The organism is Streptococcus mitis, from assembly GCF_008763935.1.
GTDB lineage: Bacteria > Bacillota > Bacilli > Lactobacillales > Streptococcaceae > Streptococcus > Streptococcus mitis_DB.
The window spans coordinates 195658-213060 of record NZ_VTQF01000002.1; the positions used below are offsets into that span (position 1 = coordinate 195658).

Annotated in this window: 13 protein-coding genes and 1 tRNA gene; 10 read left to right on the forward strand and 4 right to left on the reverse strand. The window is 41.8% G+C overall.

Translation table 11 applies throughout. The annotated features are described in order from the left end of the window. Window positions 1-76: 76 nt before the first annotated feature. The 4 genes from F9B91_RS03715 to F9B91_RS03730 all read right to left on the reverse strand — a co-directional run bounded on the left by F9B91_RS03715 (window position 77) and on the right by F9B91_RS03730 (window position 4827). A complete protein-coding gene (locus F9B91_RS03715; protein WP_084888658.1) occupies window positions 77-1159 on the reverse strand; it encodes a M24 family metallopeptidase in 1083 nt (360 codons plus the stop codon). 127 nt (window positions 1160-1286) lie between these two features. Next, window positions 1287-2069: a lipid II isoglutaminyl synthase subunit GatD gene (gene gatD / locus F9B91_RS03720; RefSeq protein WP_150922543.1), complete on the reverse strand. Its 783-nt coding sequence runs from the start codon at window positions 2067-2069 to the stop codon at window positions 1287-1289. Beyond that, the gene (gene murT, locus F9B91_RS03725) at window positions 2069-3412 is read right to left on the reverse strand and encodes a lipid II isoglutaminyl synthase subunit MurT (protein WP_060628611.1); all 1344 of its coding nucleotides are present in this window, start codon (window positions 3410-3412) and stop codon (window positions 2069-2071) included. The genes gatD and murT overlap by 1 nt, the downstream gene beginning before the upstream one ends. A 98-nt stretch (window positions 3413-3510) precedes the next feature. Next, the gene (locus tag F9B91_RS03730; protein ID WP_084924026.1) at window positions 3511-4827 is read right to left on the reverse strand and encodes an FAD-containing oxidoreductase; all 1317 of its coding nucleotides are present in this window, start codon (window positions 4825-4827) and stop codon (window positions 3511-3513) included. Between the two features lie 329 nt (window positions 4828-5156). Between F9B91_RS03730 and F9B91_RS03735 the strand changes: the two genes are divergently transcribed. From F9B91_RS03735 to vncS, 10 genes are all read left to right on the forward strand, one after another. Beyond that, complete coding sequence (locus F9B91_RS03735) at window positions 5157-6731, forward strand: DEAD/DEAH box helicase (RefSeq protein WP_150922544.1); 1575 nt, start codon at window positions 5157-5159, stop codon at window positions 6729-6731. 256 nt (window positions 6732-6987) lie between these two features. Then, a complete protein-coding gene (gene codY / locus F9B91_RS03745; RefSeq protein WP_150922545.1) occupies window positions 6988-7776 on the forward strand; it encodes a GTP-sensing pleiotropic transcriptional regulator CodY in 789 nt (262 codons plus the stop codon). Further along, window positions 7776-8351 carry a cysteine hydrolase family protein gene (locus F9B91_RS03750; RefSeq protein ID WP_150922546.1) on the forward strand — a complete coding sequence of 192 codons (576 nt, stop codon included), beginning with the start codon at window positions 7776-7778 and terminating at the stop codon, window positions 8349-8351. The genes codY and F9B91_RS03750 overlap by 1 nt, the downstream gene beginning before the upstream one ends. An 80-nt stretch (window positions 8352-8431) precedes the next feature. Beyond that, window positions 8432-8517: transfer RNA gene (locus tag F9B91_RS03755), tRNA-Leu, on the forward strand. A 136-nt stretch (window positions 8518-8653) separates the two neighbouring features. Continuing rightward, a complete protein-coding gene (locus tag F9B91_RS03760) occupies window positions 8654-9931 on the forward strand; it encodes an ABC transporter permease (protein ID WP_150922547.1) in 1278 nt (425 codons plus the stop codon). A gap of 12 nt (window positions 9932-9943) precedes the next feature. Continuing rightward, window positions 9944-10591 carry an ABC transporter ATP-binding subunit Vex2 gene (gene vex2 / locus F9B91_RS03765; protein ID WP_150922548.1) on the forward strand — a complete coding sequence of 216 codons (648 nt, stop codon included), beginning with the start codon at window positions 9944-9946 and terminating at the stop codon, window positions 10589-10591. A 54-nt stretch (window positions 10592-10645) separates the two neighbouring features. Then, window positions 10646-12025, forward strand: a complete 1380-nt coding sequence (vex3, locus tag F9B91_RS03770; RefSeq protein WP_150922549.1) for an ABC transporter permease subunit Vex3 — start codon at window positions 10646-10648, stop codon at window positions 12023-12025. 356 nt (window positions 12026-12381) lie between these two features. Beyond that, window positions 12382-15138 carry a hypothetical protein gene (locus tag F9B91_RS03775; protein ID WP_150922550.1) on the forward strand — a complete coding sequence of 919 codons (2757 nt, stop codon included), beginning with the start codon at window positions 12382-12384 and terminating at the stop codon, window positions 15136-15138. Window positions 15139-15301: 163 nt separating this feature from the next. Then, window positions 15302-15958: a response regulator transcription factor VncR gene (vncR, locus tag F9B91_RS03780; protein WP_084924014.1), complete on the forward strand. Its 657-nt coding sequence runs from the start codon at window positions 15302-15304 to the stop codon at window positions 15956-15958. Further along, window positions 15955-17283 (forward strand): sensor histidine kinase VncS, encoded by a 1329-nt coding sequence (gene vncS / locus F9B91_RS03785; protein ID WP_150922551.1) that lies wholly within the window; start codon window positions 15955-15957, stop codon window positions 17281-17283. Before vncR ends, vncS begins: the two co-directional genes overlap by 4 nt. Window positions 17284-17403: the final 120 nt, after the last annotated feature.

The window sequence follows — 17403 nt, forward strand, 5'->3', positions numbered from 1 at the left end:
TAAGAAAAACGCATAGTATCAGGTGTTGAAAACCTTGATACTATGCGTTTTATTGTGGGGAGATTTTCGAAGAATATTAATCAAAATAAAGCAAGTCTTTGCTGGTGCTTGTAAAGAGGTCAAAGCCATCCTTGGTAACAACACCGCAGTCTTCAATACGGACACCGACTTTACCAGGGATATAGATACCTGGTTCAACAGAGAAGCACATGCCTTCTTCGATGACCATGTCGTTTCCTTCCATGATAGATGGGAATTCGTGGACATCCATACCGATACCGTGACCAAGACGGTGGTTGAAGTACTCGCCGTAACCAGCTTTTTCAATGACCTCACGGGCCGCGCGGTCCACTTCATGAGCAGTCACACCTGGCTTGATAAAGTCAAGAGCAGCTTGTTGGGCTTCAAGAGTTAAGTTGTAAATATCTTTCTTGAATTGGTCTGGTTTGCCGACAGCGACCGTACGAGTCATATCTGACGCATAGCCGTTGACTAGAACACCAAGGTCAAAGAGGAGAAGAGCATTATTTTCAACCTTATTTGCTGCTGGAATGCCGTGTGGATTTGCAGCATTATCACCTGTCAAGACCATGGTGTCAAAGCTCATTTCATAGCCTTCACGTTTCATAGCAAAGTCAATTTGAGCGATGATATCTGTCTCAGTCTTATCAAGAGAAATATTGTCAAAACCAACCTTAACTGCCTTGTCAGCATAGAGACCTGCAATCATCATTTTTTGCACTTCGTCAGCTGATTTGATGAGGCGCATGCGTTGGATACGAGGAGTGAGGTTGTTAAACTCAGCAGTTTCAAAAACTGTTTTCAAGCCATGATATTTGGTCAAGATGAGATTGTCAAACTCAACAGCGACACGTTTGAAGTCAAGTTGTGGAAGAGCATGTTTCATTTTTTGCCATGGATTTTCAGAGTCCACATAGCCCACAACTGGGAAGGAAACAGTGCTGCTCGCACGCTCCACTTCAAGGGCTGGGACAAAAAGGAGGGGTTCCTGATCCGCTAGGACAAAAAGGAACATTTGGCGTTCATGGGGATCACTGTAAAAGCCAGTGAGGTAATTGATTGTGACGGGGTCAGATACGACAGCGACGTCTAGTTTTTCTGATTCAAGATATGTTACGATTTGTTGTAATTTAGACATATGCTACCTTCTTTCTACCCCTCTATTTTGGCAAAAAATGAGAGAAAATGCAAGGGAGAAGGGTAAAAGAACAGACAAAAAGAACTCCGACAAGATAACGGAGTTCTTTGATATCATTTTCCTTTGTTTAAGAAAAGTCAGCCTTGCTTTTGACATCACTGTATTCTTCAGCGATTTCTTGGCTGAGAATGTCCTTATAAGCAGGGAGTTGAATGTCCTGACCATATTTCTTCTTGAGGGCAGTAGTGACTAGGCGATAAGCTAGATTGGCATTACGAGAGAGGATAGGCCCATGGAAGTAGGAACCAAAGACATTCTTATAATGAACACCTTCGCCGACTTTTTCTTCGTTATTTCCATTTCCATAGACAACCTGTCCCAGCGGTTTTTGATCATCTGAGAGGAAGGTACGGCCCTGATGATTTTCAAAACCATAGTAGGTTTCATCGAAATCTTCATTGTGAATCTTGATGTCCCCGATAAAACGGTTATTGGTCTGATTGAGGGTGTAGTGGCCCATGACCCCTAGTCCTTCGATGCGTCTCCCTGAAGCTTCAATATAATATTGCCCCAATAGTTGGAAACCACCGCAGATAGCGAGGACCACACCGTCGTTTTGGATGTAGTTGTCAATGCTCTCTTTTTTAGCAGGTAGGTCGTCTGCAATGATACTCTGTTCAAAGTCTTGACCACCACCGAAAAAGGCAATGTCGTAGTGATTTTCATCAAAGTTATCATGGAGAGAAACGATGTCAACCGTCACATGGGCTCCCAGTTTTTCAGCCACATACTTGAGCATGAGGATGTTTCCATTGTCCCCGTAGGTATTCATGAGATTTCCGTAGAGGTGGGCAATGTTGAGCTGATAGGGGTAATTGCCAGCTTTTGAGGAAAGTGAAGTATAAACCATTAGTTCATCTCCTTTCTAACAATCTGACGACTAGCCAGCAGTTCGCGGAATTCAAGCATAGCAGTATAGGTAGCCAGAATATAAGCATGCTTGCAGTCTTGGTTCTCAATGGTCTTGAGAACTTGCTCCAGACTACTTGTTTCAGTGATTTTCTCAGCTGGATAGCCTGTTACTCGTAGACGACGAGCGATTTCAGAATGACGAACACCGCCAGCGTTGATTTCGGGAATGTCCATGTCAGTGATTTGTTCAAAATCAGCATCCCAGATCCAGCTGGTATCAATTCCATCTGCATAGTTGGCATTTAGGAGAACAGATAGGCTAAATGGATAAGGTGCTAGTTTAATCATTTCGATAGCTTGGGTCGCACCGACTGGATTTTTAATCAAGACGAGGGTACATTCCTTGTCACCGATATGGAAGGATTCTTGGCGTCCAAAGACAGCACGGCTCTTATCAAATCCCTGCTTGATGAGTTGTGAATCTGCACCAAGGAAACGGGCGATAGCAACCGCTGCTAGGGCGTTGTAGATATTGTAGAGACCACCGATTTGAATACCGTATTCTTGTCCGTCAATGACAAAGCGAGAGCGATTGTTGGTCAACTCAACCAATTCTGTCAAGCGATAGTCGAGATCAGGACGTTTACATCCACAACCTTCACAGATATAGGCACCCAAGTTTGCATAGGTATTGTGCTCATATTTGAGGATGCCTTGGCAGTCAGGACAGAGAATTCCTTCTGTATTATAGTGAGCCAGCTGGGCTGGGCCTTTCTCCAAGTCAAAACCAAAATACTCTACAGGATTTGGAATAGCTGGCTTGTAAAAAAGTGGACTGTCTCCATTAAGGAGAACAGTGGCAGTAGGCACCTTACGAATAGCGTCCAAAATCATCTTGTAAGTTGTGTAAATCTCACCATAGCGGTCCATCTGGTCACGGAAGATATTCGTGATGACAAAAAGGCTTGGCTGGATATAGTCACAGATACGAGATAGACTGGCTTCGTCAATTTCTAGGACGGCAATGTTTTTTCCGGTTTTAGAAGATTTGGCAGTCAAGAAGGTCGTCGCAATTCCTGTAATCATGTTGGCACCGCTTGGGTTGGTCAAAACTTGACCATAAACCTCTTTTAAAATGCCGACAGTGAGGGCAGTTGTCAGGGTTTTTCCGTTGGTTCCAGTGACCACGACAATCTCGTAGTTCTTAGCTAGGTTTTGTAAAATATCTTTATCAAATTGAAGGGCAAGTTTTCCTGGAAGCGTACTTCCACGGCCAAGACGGCTTAAAATGAAGTGGGAAGAACGCCCAGCAAGAAGGCCCAAAGTAGTTTTTAATTTCATGTTTCTATTATATCATAAAAGAGGGAAAAGACAGATTTGAGATTCCGCAGAAGTAAAAACAGCCCAAGGAGGGCTGTTCGATACGATTAAATCTCAACTTAAATCGCAAACAAGTCATTCAAGTTCTCAGCCAAGGTTGGGTGAGTGAAGATTTGTTTTGTGAAGTAAGTGTAAGGAATTTTGTTGTCCATAGCAACAGTGATGATGTTGATGATTTCTTGAGAACCTTCTGAGAAGATGCTTGCTCCAAGAATTTCTTTTGTTTCAGTATTAACAACAGCTTTGAAAGCTCCGCGAAGGTCTCCGTTTACGTGACCACGAGGCATGGCTGCAACAGGAATTTCCTTAACAGCGTATGGAAGTTTCAAATCAGCTGCTTGGCTTTCAGTTAAACCAACTTGTGAAAGTGCAGGTGTGATAAACATGGTGTTTGGTACATTGAGACGGTCTTCAAGTGTGTAGCTGCCATCTCCAGCAAGGTAGCTGTAAACAACACGGAAGTCATCAAGTGAAATGTAAGTAAATTGAAGGCCACCGTTGACATCTCCAACTGCAAAGACACCAGGAACGTTTGTTTGACAATGTTTGTCCACTTTAATAGCGCCACGTTCAGTTAGTTCAATATCTGTATTTTCAAGTTGAAGTGGTTCTATATTTGGTTTGCGTCCAGTTGCGTAGAGAAGGGCGTCGAAACGGTAAGTTTCATTTTCAGTTACAACAAGCACTTGGTCACCGTCGTTTTTGATTTCAGTAGTACGGATGTTTTGAAGCAACTCAATACCGTCTTCTTCCATGTATTGTTTAGCAAGAGCTGCGATGGAAGGTTCTGCACGAGGAAGGAAAGTATCCAAGGCATCTAGGACTGTGACCTTGCTTCCAAGTTTGTTGTATAAACCAGCAAATTCAAGACCGATATTTCCACCACCAAGGACTCCAAGGTTTTCAGGCAATTTGTCCAAGTTTTGGATACCTGTTGAGTCAAAGACGTTTTTGCTTGTAGCAAGTCCAGGGATTGGCAATACGTTTGAAACAGCACCAGTGTTGATGACGATTGTTTCAGCAGTCAGTTCTTTCTTTTCATCACCAGCTTGGATTTCGATGACTTTATTTGAAAGGAAGTGAGCTTCCGCATCATAGATATCTACGCCTGTACCAGCAACAGTCGCATAGTTTTTACCGTTGAGGCGACCAGTGATAGTGTTTTTGGTAGCAATCACTTCTTCAAAAGACAAGTCTTTTTCAGCAGCAACTAGCAAAGTTTTAGTTGGGATACATCCGATGTTGATACAAGTTCCACCGTACATAGCTTTGCTACGTTCAACGAGGGCAACTTTTTTGCCAGCTGAAGCCAATTTACCAGCTAGTGTTTTACCAGCTTTACCAAATCCGATAACGATTAAATCATAAGTTAACATTTAGAGTTCCTCCTATTCGAATTTCATTCTAGCACAAGAAAAAAACTTTTGCACAATTCTGCTACGCTTTAAAAAAGTTTATGAAATAGTGGAAAGTTTAACTTTATTTTCTCAGAAAAATCGTTTACATGATTTTATCGACGGATTAGGCTATCTTTTGCTTCTCTCTTGTGTTATACTAGATAGGTTGCAAAGAAAACAGTACTTTTCTTTTGTGGAAAAGAAGCAACACGATTTTGTATCCAGTATATGAAAATACGTCATAAAAAGAAAAGTATAAACTAAGCCCTATAGGGTGGCTTCGCACCACCTTTAGAAAGAAGAATAACGTGAAATTTAATGAATTAAACTTGTCTGCTGATTTGCTAGCAGAGATTGAAAAAGCTGGTTTTGTAGAAGCCAGTCCGATCCAAGAACAAACTATTCCCTTGGCCCTTGAAGGCAAGGATGTTATCGGTCAAGCTCAGACTGGTACAGGAAAAACTGCAGCCTTTGGTTTGCCTACCCTTGAAAAAATCCGTACAGAAGAAGCGACCATCCAAGCCTTGGTCATCGCTCCAACACGTGAACTAGCTGTCCAAAGTCAAGAAGAACTCTTCCGCTTTGGTCGTAGTAAGGGAGTCAAAGTCCGTTCAGTATATGGCGGATCAAGCATTGAAAAGCAAATTAAGGCTCTTAAATCTGGTGCCCATATCGTGGTGGGAACTCCAGGTCGCCTCTTGGACTTGATTAAACGTAAGGCCTTGAAATTACAAGATATTGAAACTCTTATCCTTGACGAAGCGGATGAAATGCTCAACATGGGCTTCCTTGAAGATATCGAAGCTATCATTTCTCGTGTCCCTGAAAACCGTCAAACTTTGCTTTTCTCAGCAACTATGCCAGATGCTATCAAACGTATCGGTGTTCAGTTTATGAAAGAACCTGAGCATGTCAAGATTGCTGCTAAGGAATTGACAACAGAATTGGTTGACCAATACTATATCCGAGTCAAAGAACAAGAAAAATTTGATACCATGACTCGTCTCATGGATGTGGAACAGCCTGAGCTTGCTATCGTATTTGGTCGTACCAAACGCCGTGTAGATGAATTGACTCGTGGTCTTAAAATCCGTGGCTTCCGTGCTGAAGGAATTCATGGAGACCTAGACCAAAACAAACGTCTTCGTGTCCTTCGTGACTTTAAAAATGGCAATCTTGATGTTTTGGTTGCGACAGACGTTGCAGCGCGTGGCTTGGATATTTCAGGTGTGACCCATGTCTATAACTACGATATTCCACAAGATCCTGAAAGTTATGTTCACCGTATCGGTCGTACAGGTCGTGCTGGTAAGTCAGGTCAGTCTATTACTTTCGTTTCACCAAATGAAATGGGCTACCTCCAAATCATTGAAAACTTGACTAAGAAACGTATGAAAGGTCTCAAACCTGCAAGTGCAGAAGAAGCCTTCCAAGCAAAAAAACAGGTAGCTCTCAAGAAAATCGAACGTGATTTTGCAGATGAAACTATCCGTGGCAACTTTGAGAAATTTGGTAAGGATGCTCGTAAGCTAGCTGCCGAATTTACTCCAGAAGAATTGGCAATGTATATCTTGAGTCTGACTGTTCAAGACCCAGATAGTCTTCCTGAAGTGGAGATTGCACGTGAAAAACCACTGCCATTTAAACCATCAGGTAATGGCTTCGGTGGTAACGCTAAGGGAGGTCGTCGTGGAGATGACCGTCGTGATAATCGCCGAGGAGACAACCGTCGTGGTGGTCGCCGTGATGATTTCAAAAAAGGAAGTCGTGGCAACGATCGTTTTGATAAGGAAAAACGTTACCGTAAGGATAATAAAAAACCACGCAATACTTCAAGCGAAAAGAAAACAGGCTTTGTGATTCGTAACAAGGGCGATAAATAATAAAAAGCGGTTCAAAATGAATCGCTTTTTTATATAAGGAGACCGAATGGAAAAAGAAAGATAAATAAAATAGATATATTATCTTCTTGTAATATTATAATACACAAAAATAGGGGGCTTGTCAATAGAAAAGAAGCAATTTAATTAAAAATATTCTTGTTTTTTCAAATTGCAATTAAATAAGCAATTTTCAGATAATAATTGAAAATTCAAGCTGTTTATGTTATAATGATAGCGATTAAATTCGAGGTGAAAAATGGCACATTTATTAGAAAAAACTAGAAAAATTACTTCTATCCTGAAGCGCTCAGAGGAGCAGTTGCAGGAAGAACTTCCCTACAATGCGATTACCCGTCAATTGGCAGATATTATTGACTGTAACGCCTGTATCGTCAATAGCAAGGGACGTCTCCTTGGCTATTTTATGCGTTACAAAACCAATACAGATCGTGTAGAGCAATTCTTCCAAACTAAAATTTTCCCGGATGACTACATTCAAGGTGCGAACATGATTTACGATACAGAAGCCAATCTGACAGTTGATCATGATTTAAGTATTTTTCCTGTGGAAAGTCGTACCGACTTTCCAGATGGTTTGACGACTATTGCACCGATTCATGTATCAGGGATTCGACTTGGTTCTTTGATTATTTGGCGCAATGATAAAAAATTCGAAGACGAGGACTTGATTCTTGTTGAGATTGCGAGTACCGTTGTTGGGATTCAACTCCTTAATTTCCAACGTGAAGAAGATGAGAAAAATATTCGCCGCCGTACTGCTGTTACCATGGCGGTTAATACCCTTTCTTACTCTGAACTCCGTGCTGTTTCAGCTATTTTAGGGGAATTAAATGGAAATGAAGGGCAGTTGACTGCGTCAGTGATTGCAGATCGTATCGGAATCACTCGCTCTGTGATTGTTAATGCCCTTCGTAAACTTGAGTCTGCAGGGATTATTGAAAGTCGTTCACTTGGAATGAAGGGAACCTATCTTAAGGTCTTGATTTCAGATATTTTTGAAGAAGTGAAGAAAAGAGATTACTAATGACTAAGGCTTTAATTTCGATTGACTATACAGAAGATTTTGTTGCTGATAGTGGGAAGTTGACAGCAGGGGCTCCAGCTCAGGCAATTTCAGAAGCCATTAGCAAAGTGACTCGATTAGCTTTTGAACGAGGAGACTACATCTTCTTTACCATTGATGCTCATGAAGAAAACGATTGTTTTCATCCAGAAAGCAAGCTGTTTCCTCCTCACAATTTGATTGGGACTAGTGGACGGAATTTATACGGAGATTTGGGGACATTTTATCAAGAGCATGGTTCAGACAGTCGTGTCTTTTGGATGGATAAACGCCATTACTCAGCTTTTTCAGGGACTGACCTGGATATCCGTTTGAGAGAGCGGAGAGTGTCTACCGTTATCTTAACAGGTGTCTTGACGGATATCTGTGTCCTGCATACAGCTATAGATGCCTACAATCTAGGATATGATATCGAGATTGTTAAACCAGCTGTTGCTTCCATCTGGCCTGAAAATCATCAATTTGCCCTAGGTCATTTCAAAAATACACTCGGAGCTAAGTTAGTAGATGAAAATCTAAATGAACTTTCTGAGTAATTTGGTTGATGAAATGAAAAAAATTGAAAAAAAGTGTTGACAAGCATCCTAAAAGTTGATATACTAGTAAAGTAATCGACGCGGGGATGGCGGAATTGGCAGACGCGCAGGACTAAGGATCCTGTGACCGCTTTAGGTCGTGAGGGTTCAAGTCCCTCTCTCCGCATAGGATAAGAGTTAGCTTAGGCTAGCTCTTTTTTTATCTAATTTAAGTAGAGCAAAAAATTTTTGCTCTTTTTTTGTATTTCATAAACATTTCATATTTGGATTTTATAATAGTCTTACAAATATGGAGGTGACGAATGAATCCAATCCAAAGAGCTTGGGCTTATGTCAGCAGAAAACGACTGAGAAGTTTTATTTTATTTCTGATTTTATTGGTCCTATTGGCTGGAATTTCGGCCTGTTTGACTCTGATGAAGTCCAACAAAACAGTTGAAACCAATCTTTATAAATCACTCAACACATCTTTTTCTATTAAGAAGATAGAAAATGGTCAGACCTTCAAGTTGTCAGACCTAGCATCTGTAAGCAAGATTAAGGGGCTAGAAAATGTTTCTCCTGAACTCGAGACGGTCGCAAAACTAAAAGACAAGGAAGCAGTGAGTGGCGAGCAGAGCGTGGAACGTGATGATTTGTCCGCTGCGGATAAGAATTTGGTTAGCTTAACGGCTCTTGAAGATTCATCTAAGGATGTTACCTTTACCAGCTCGGCTTTCAATCTAAAAGAAGGGCGACACCTTCAAAAAGGGGATTCAAAGAAAATCATCATCCACGAAGAGCTGGCTAAGAAGAATAGTCTTTCGCTTCATGACAAGATTACCTTAGAAGCTGGTCAGTCAGAAGCTGGCAAAGGACAAACAGTAGAGTTTGAAATCGTCGGAATCTTCTCTGGTAAAAAACAAGAGAAATTTACAGGTTTGTCTTCTGACTTCAGTGAAAACCAAGTCTTTACAGACTATGAAAGTAGTCAAACTCTTTTAGGAAATAGTGAAGCTCAAGTCAGTGCAGCACGCTTCTATGTAGAAAATCCTAAGGAAATGGACGGACTCATGAAGCAGGTAGAAAACTTGGCCTTGGAAAATCAAGGCTACCAAGTTGAGAAGGAAAACAAGGCCTTTGAACAAATCAAAGACTCAGTGGCTACTTTCCAAACCTTTCTGACAATCTTCCTTTATGGGATGTTGATAGCTGGAGCTGGAGCCTTAATTTTGGTCTTATCTCTCTGGTTGAGAGAAAGGGTCTACGAAGTGGGAATTTTACTTGCACTTGGAAAAGGCAAGAGCTCGATTTTCCTACAATTCTGTTTAGAGGTAGTTTTGGTATCTCTCGGTGCCTTGCTTCCATCCTTTATCGCTGGAAATGCCATTACATCCTATCTGCTCCAAACCCTACTAGCAAGTGGAGATCAGGCAAGCTTACAAGATACACTAGCCAAAACAAGCAGTTTATCAACCAGCATCTTATCTTTTGCAGAATCCTATGTTTTTCTAGTTCTGCTTAGTTGCTTATCTGTAGCTCTTTGTTTCCTATTCTTATTTAGAAAATCACCGAAAGAAATTTTATCATCTATTAGTTAAGAAGGAGAAATCATGACTTTATTACAATTACAAGATGTTACCTACCGTTATGAGAACACTGCTGAAGCAGTCCTATATCAGATCAATTATAATTTTGAACCCGGGAAATTTTACAGTATTATTGGGGAGTCAGGAGCAGGAAAATCCACTCTCTTGTCCCTACTGGCTGGTCTAGATAGTCCTGTTGAAGGTTCTATCCTTTTCCAAGGAGAGGATATTCGTAAGAAGGGCTATTCCTACCATCGTATGCACCATATTTCCCTGGTCTTTCAAAATTATAACTTGATAGATTATCTTTCTCCACTGGAAAATATCCGCTTGGTCAACAAAAAGGCAAGCAAGGATACACTGCTTGAGCTTGGTTTGGATGAAAGTCAGATCAAGCGGAATGTTCTCCAGTTATCAGGTGGTCAACAACAACGTGTTGCTATTGCTCGTAGTTTGGTATCAGAAGCTCCAGTTATTCTAGCGGATGAGCCAACGGGAAATCTGGACCCTAAAACTGCTGGAGATATTGTCGAACTGCTCAAATCACTTGCCCAGAAAACAGGTAAATGTGTCATCGTCGTAACTCACAGCAAAGAAGTGGCACAAGCGTCAGATATTACACTTGAGTTGAAGGACAAGAAACTGACTGAAACTCGCAATACTAGTAAATAATTTGAGCTTTTCTGTTAGAACTATAAGAAAGAACAAAATCTAGAAAGGGAACCTATGTTACACAATGCATTTGCCTATGTTACAAGGAAGTTTTTCAAATCGATTGTCATCTTCCTGATTATTCTCCTCATGGCGAGCTTAAGTTTGGTCGGCTTGTCGATCAAGGGAGCTACTGCCAAGGCTTCTCAGGAGACCTTTAAAAATATCACCAATAGCTTCTCCATGCAAATCAATCGTCGCGTCAATCAAGGAACACCTCGTGGTGCTGGGAATATTAAGGGGGAAGATATCAAAAAAATCACCGAAAACAAGGCCATCGAGTCTTATGTGAAACGCATCAACGCTATCGGAGATTTGACTGGATATGAACTCATCGAAACGCCAGATACCAAGAAAAATCTAACACCTGATCGTGCTAAACATTTTGGAAGCAGCTTGATGATCACTGGTGTCAATGACTCCTCTAAAGAAGACAAGTTTGTCTCTGGCTCTTATAAGCTGGTCGAAGGTGAACACCTAACCAACGACGACAAAGACAAGATTCTCATGCATAAGGACTTGGCAGCCAAACACGGCTGGAAAGTCGGGGATAAGGTCAAACTAGACTCCAATATCTACGATGCAGACAATGAAAAAGGTGCCAAGGAAACAGTTGAAGTGACAATCAAGGGACTCTTTGATGGTCACAATAAGTCGGCAGTAACCTACTCACAAGAACTCTATGAAAACACAGCCATCACAGACATCCATACGGCTGCTAAACTTTATGGATACACAGAAGACACAGCTATTTATGGGGACGCAACCTTCTTTGTAACAGCGGATAAAAACTTGGATGATGTTATGAAAGAGTTGAATGGCATCAGTGGTATCAACTGGAAGAGCTATACACTCGTTAAGAGCTCCTCTAACTACCCAGCTCTTGAGCAATCCATTTCTGGTATGTACAAGATGGCCAACCTCCTCTTCTGGGGCAGCTTGAGTTTCTCAGTTCTTCTCCTTGCCCTCTTGCTTAGTCTTTGGATCAATGCCCGTCGCAAGGAAGTGGGCATCCTCCTCTCTATCGGTCTTAAGCAGGCAAGTATCTTGGGGCAATTCATCACTGAATCTATCTTGATTGCCATTCCTGCTCTTGTTTCTGCCTACTTCCTAGCCAGCTACACAGCTCGTGCAATCGGAAACACTGTTCTTGCCAATGTGACTTCAGGTGTTGCCAAGCAAGCCAGCAAGGCTGCTCAAGCCTCTAATCTTGGTGGTGGTGCAGAAGTAGATGGCTTTAGCAAGACCTTGTCGAGCCTAGATATTTCCATTCAGACATCGGACTTTATCATCGTTTTTGTTCTTGCTTTAGTTCTAGTCGTTCTCGTTATGGCGCTGGCTTCAAGCAATCTCCTAAGAAAACAACCAAAAGAGCTCTTGCTGGATAGTGAATAAGTTTGAAAAAATTAGTCTAAAATAGTGACTACATCTTATTTTTCTATTCAAGAATGGTGGATAGAGAATGGCTATTTAACAATTCAAAATAGAGCCGAAAGCAGTGGTGAAAATCATTGCTTTCAGTTGCTTTCTTTGTACTTTAGTACTTGAATATGATATACTAAAGCTATTGAATTTATTAGAAAGGGATTTCACAACTTATATATGGGATTGTGCATAAAAATATATAGAAACCTTATCTTGAAAATAGATAGATAAATCTGTAGAAGCCTATCCATATTGTAAACATAGACTAGTAGACCTAGGAAGGGTCTACTTTGGAAAATATAGATTAGTGAGGAAAAATAAACATTATGAGACAAACAAATGTTAGAGGAACATTATCCCTACGTGGCTTTAGAAAATTAAGAACTGGTGCAATTGTTGCGACAGGTGTGATTTTATTGGGGCTGGCCTTTTTAGCTCCAACTGTGTCAGCCAGTGAACAAGATGGTATCTGGGTAGCCAGAACAGTTGCAGAAGTAAAGGCTGATATTCAAAAAGAAGGTGATTTATTTAAGTATGTTATTAAGTGGGGGGACACATTAAGTGTTATCAGCGAAGCAAGTAATATCCCTGTAGATGTACTCCAAGAAATGAATCAAACTTCAGGCAAGAATTTATTCTTACCGCACAATGAATTGTACTTTACTGAAGCTGAAACGATTTCAGATACAGTTACAAAACACAAGATTGTCATCAAGGAAAGTGGTGCAAGTGGCGAAGTTCGCACTTACGAAGTCTTGCTCAAGAAAGATCAAGAGACAAAAGCTGTTACTTTTGAATTAACAGATGTCACTGAGAAAGTTGAAAAAATGGCTGTGAACTATAGCACAGTCTATCAGCCTGTATCAGCTCCAGTAGTGGAAAGAGCGGAAGAATCGGGTGAAGAACTTGCCTCAGAAGCACCGGCAGAGACAAGCCCAGAAGTTAAGGAAGAAACAGAAGCTCCAGTAGCGTCAAAAGCAGAAACAAGGTCAGAAACTTTAAATGCTCCATCTGCATATACTACAAATGGGTCAGGAAACTCAACTGAATCAAGTCCAGCAGCAGACAAGGCCCCTTCAAATATAGGGACTACAAATCAACCTGTAGCTTCAAATCCAAGTTCTGAAGCGCCAGCGCCAAAAGCAGAGGTACCAGCAACTCCGGCACCGAAAGTAGAAGCGCCATCGACTCCAATGCCAAAAGCAGACGAACCATCGACTCCAGTACCGAAAGCAGAGGCACCATCGACACCCGCACCAAAAGCAGATGAGCCAGTGCCATCAGCACCAAAAGCAGATGAGCCAACGACACCTGCACCAAAAGTAGAAGAACCATCGACACCCGCACCAAAAGCAGATGAGCCAGTGGCAACAACGCCAAAAGCAGACGAACCAGTGTCTCCAGCGCCAAAAGCAGATGAGACAGCGGCATCAGCACCGAAAGTGGAAGAACCTGCAACACCAGCGCCAAAAGCAGACGAACCATCGACTTCGGCACCAAAAGCGGAAGCGCCAGCAACTCCAGAACCGAAAGCAGAAGAACCAACGACTCCAGTGCCAAAAGTAGAGGAGCCAACGACACCGGCACCGAAAGCGGAAGAACCAGCAGCGCCAGCACTAAAAGCCGAGGAACCAGCAGCTCTAGCGCCAAAAGTAGAAGAGCCAGCGGCACCAGCACCGAAAGCGGAAGAACCAGCAGCGCCAGCACCAAAAGCGGAGGAACCAGCGGCTACAACGCCAAAAGTGGAAGAACCAACGGCGCCAGCACCGAAAGCCGAGGAACCAACGACACCAGCACCGAAAGTGGAAGAACCTGCAACACCAGCACCGAAAGCGGAAGAACCAGCAGCCCCAGCACCGAAAGCAGAAGAACCAACGACACCAGCACCAAAAGCGGACGAGCCAGTGGCTCCAACACCGAAAGCTGAGGAACCATCAGCTCCATCACCGAAAGCGGAAGAGCCAGTTGCAACACCCAAAGAAGAAACTCCGTCTGAAGAAGTAGCACCTAAAGATGAAAAACTTGAGGGAGCAAAAAAAGATGGAAAAGATGTTATTGAAAAAATTGCGGCTTCAAAACTTAGTGAAATTGAAAAAGTTAAAGATGAAGCAGAAAAAGCTAAGTTAGAAGCTCAATTAAAAGATTTAAAAGAAGCAGGATTAGAAGCGATAAATAATGCTAAAGATCACGATGCAGCAGTAGACGCTACGGATGAATATCAAACTAAGATTGATGAGATTAATGTTCCAGGTGAAGAATTACCAGCACCAAATTATAATAAAGATAATTTAACAAATGGTCGTAATGAGGGTACTACTATTAATGATGGAAGTACAGCAATAGGTCATGGATCAGGTGAAGCTACAGCAACAACTCCAGCACAACCTTCTTCAACTTCAGAAGGGACTTCAAGTTTTAGAAATGCCCCATCAGTTCAAGCAAGAGCAAGAAGAGTGGCACGTTCAACATCAGAACCAGATGGAACTGTCAATATTAGCTATAACTTCGCAGGAATGCCAGATATTCATGGCTTCCTATCTGACCCGGGAGAAGATAATACTGTCACAATTCCTGCTGGAACGAATGAAGCACAGGCAAAAGAATTAGTAAAAGAAAAAATTCAAGCCAAGATAAAAGACCTAGCTGCTAGAGGGTATCATGTGAAAAATGACATTATTTTTGAACAAGATACTACTGTGAAAAATTATAACTATGTCGTTACATTCACTAAGGAGGCTACAGGAACTTCAGGTTTCAGAATGGCTCCAGCAGTTCAACCACGCGCTAGCAGAAATCGTAGAAGTCTAGAAAAGCCAGCTCCTCAAAAGGTCAAAGTCAATGTTTTTTATAACTTTGATCAAATGAAAGATATTGCAGGTTTCCTAGGAGATATCAATGGAACTCCTCTTGAAGTCACGGAAGGTTCAACAAATGAACAGGTGAAAGAAGCGGTTAAGAGCCAAGTTGATGCTAAGAAAGAAGAGTTGAGCAAACGCGGCTATACTTTTAAAGAAGACTATGTATATCAAGCTAATGGGAAAGATTATAACTACGTTGTAACATTTTCAAAAGCAGCTAAATAATTTTCATTCCATAGAGAGCCAAATGTGAGCAGAGAGAGCGATAGGCTCTCTTTGTTTTATCTAGTAGAAAGTTTCTTAAAGACAAAAGGTTAGTAAGAGGCTATAATAAAAATAGAGTAGGTATTTATTCTAAGAAAAATAAAAAATAGAGAGCAGTTAAAGTATGAAAATTTTAATTGTAGAAGATGAAGAGATGATCCGTGAAGGGATCAGTGACTATTTAACGGATTGTGGCTATGAAACTATTGAAGCGGCGGACGGTCAGGAAGCCTTGGAGCAATTTTCTAGCTATGAGGTGGCCTTAGTTTTACTAGATATCCAGATGCCCAAGCTCAATGGTCTGGAAGTCCTAGCTGAGATTCGTAAAACTAGTCAGGTTCCTGTCTTGATGTTGACAGCTTTTCAGGATGAGGAATACAAGATGAGTGCCTTTGCTTCGCTCGCAGATGGCTACCTGGAAAAACCTTTTTCTCTGTCTCTCTTAAAAGTGAGGGTAGACGCGATTTTCAAGCGCTATTATGATACGGGACGAGTCTTCTCTTATAAGGATACCAAGGTGGACTTTGAGAGCTATAGTGCAAGCCTAGCAGGAGAGGAAGTGGCTGTTAATGCTAAAGAGTTGGAAATTTTGGACTATCTGGTGAAAAACGAAGGACGAGCCTTGACTCGATCTCAGATAATCGATGCCGTATGGAAAGCGACAGATGAGGTTCCCTTTGACCGTGTCATTGATGTTTATATCAAGGAACTACGGAAAAAGCTAGACTTGGATTGCATCCTCACTGTGCGCAATGTTGGTTATAAATTGGAGCGAAAATGAAACGAACAGGTTTATTTACAAAGATATTTATCTACACCTTCTCGATTTTTAGTGTTCTGGTTATTTGTCTTCATTTGGCCATTTATTTTCTCTTTCCCTCGACTTATCTGAGCCACCGTCAGGAAACCATTGGTCAGAAAGCGACAGCCATTGCCCAGTCCCTAGAAGGAAAGGATAGGCAAAGTATCGAGCAAGTCTTAGACTTGTATTCCCAGACTAGTGAGATCAAAGGGGCGGTCAAGGGAGAGATGACCGAGGACAAGTTGGAGGTTAAGGACAGTCTTCCTTTGGATACAGACCGCCAAACCACCTCCCTCTTTATTGAGGAGCGCGAGGTGAAAACACAAGACGGTGGAAGCATGACTCTCCAGTTTCTGGCCTCCATGGATTTGCAAAAGGAAGCAGAGCAGATTAGTCTTCAATTTCTGCCCTATACCTTGTTGGCCTCCTTTCTGATTTCCCTCTTGGTAGCCTACATCTATGCTCGGACCATTGTTGCCCCGATTTTGGAAATCAAGCGGGTGACCCGTCGGATGATGGATTTGGATGCCCAAGTGCGATTGCGCGTGGATTCTAAGGATGAGATTGGGGATCTCAAGGAACAAATCAATAGCCTTTACCAGCACCTTTTAACTGTCATTGCGGACTTGCATGACAAGAATGAAGCCATTCTCCAGCTGGAAAAGATGAAGGTCGAATTCCTACGTGGTGCTTCTCATGAATTGAAAACTCCACTGGCTAGTTTGAAAATCCTGATCGAAAATATGAAAGAGAATATCGGTCGTTATAAGGATAGAGACCACTATCTAGGAGTTGCCTTGGGGATTGTGGATGAGCTCAATCACCACGTTCTCCAGATACTTTCTCTCTCGTCTGTGCAGGAATTAAGAGATGATAGGGAAACAATTGATTTACTCCAGATGACGCAAATTCTAGTCAAGGATTATGCCTTGCTAGCCAAGGAAAGAGATCTCCAGATAGACAATAGTTTGACTCACCAGCAGGCTTATCTAAACCCATCAGTTATGAAGTTAATCCTGTCTAATCTCATCAGCAATGCCATTAAGCACTCTGTTCCAGGTGGCTTAGTTCGCATTGGAGAAATAGAAGGGGAACTTTTTATCGAAAATAGCTGTAGCTCAGAGGAACAAGAAAAACTAGCCCAATCTTTTTCTGACAATGCTAGTCGTAAGGTCAAAGGGTCTGGGATGGGGCTCTTTGTGGTCAAGAGTCTATTGGAACATGAAAAATTACCTTATCGTTTTGAGATGAAGGAGAATCGTTTGACCTTCTTCATAGCTTTTCCAAAAGTCGCCCAAGACTAGGGATAGAAAGGGTTTACATAGATGAAGCTAGAAGAAATTCAATCGAAACTGCGGGAAAAACTAGATTTTTTTGTCAAAAAGTGATAAAATGAACAATGTAAATGGGATGACCCATAAAAA

Coding starts and splice junctions, on each gene's coding strand:
- F9B91_RS03775 (WP_150922550.1), top strand. CDS start 12,382: ATGAGACAAACAAATGTTAGAGGAACATTATCCCTACGTGGCTTTAGA.
- F9B91_RS03730 (WP_084924026.1), bottom strand. CDS start 4,827: ATGTTAACTTATGATTTAATCGTTATCGGATTTGGTAAAGCTGGTAAA.
- vncS (WP_150922551.1), top strand. CDS start 15,955: ATGAAACGAACAGGTTTATTTACAAAGATATTTATCTACACCTTCTCG.
- codY (WP_150922545.1), top strand. CDS start 6,988: ATGGCACATTTATTAGAAAAAACTAGAAAAATTACTTCTATCCTGAAG.
- F9B91_RS03715 (WP_084888658.1), bottom strand. CDS start 1,159: ATGTCTAAATTACAACAAATCGTAACATATCTTGAATCAGAAAAACTA.
- F9B91_RS03760 (WP_150922547.1), top strand. CDS start 8,654: ATGAATCCAATCCAAAGAGCTTGGGCTTATGTCAGCAGAAAACGACTG.
- gatD (WP_150922543.1), bottom strand. CDS start 2,069: ATGGTTTATACTTCACTTTCCTCAAAAGCTGGCAATTACCCCTATCAG.
- murT (WP_060628611.1), bottom strand. CDS start 3,412: ATGAAATTAAAAACTACTTTGGGCCTTCTTGCTGGGCGTTCTTCCCAC.
- vex2 (WP_150922548.1), top strand. CDS start 9,944: ATGACTTTATTACAATTACAAGATGTTACCTACCGTTATGAGAACACT.
- vex3 (WP_150922549.1), top strand. CDS start 10,646: ATGTTACACAATGCATTTGCCTATGTTACAAGGAAGTTTTTCAAATCG.
- vncR (WP_084924014.1), top strand. CDS start 15,302: ATGAAAATTTTAATTGTAGAAGATGAAGAGATGATCCGTGAAGGGATC.
- F9B91_RS03750 (WP_150922546.1), top strand. CDS start 7,776: ATGACTAAGGCTTTAATTTCGATTGACTATACAGAAGATTTTGTTGCT.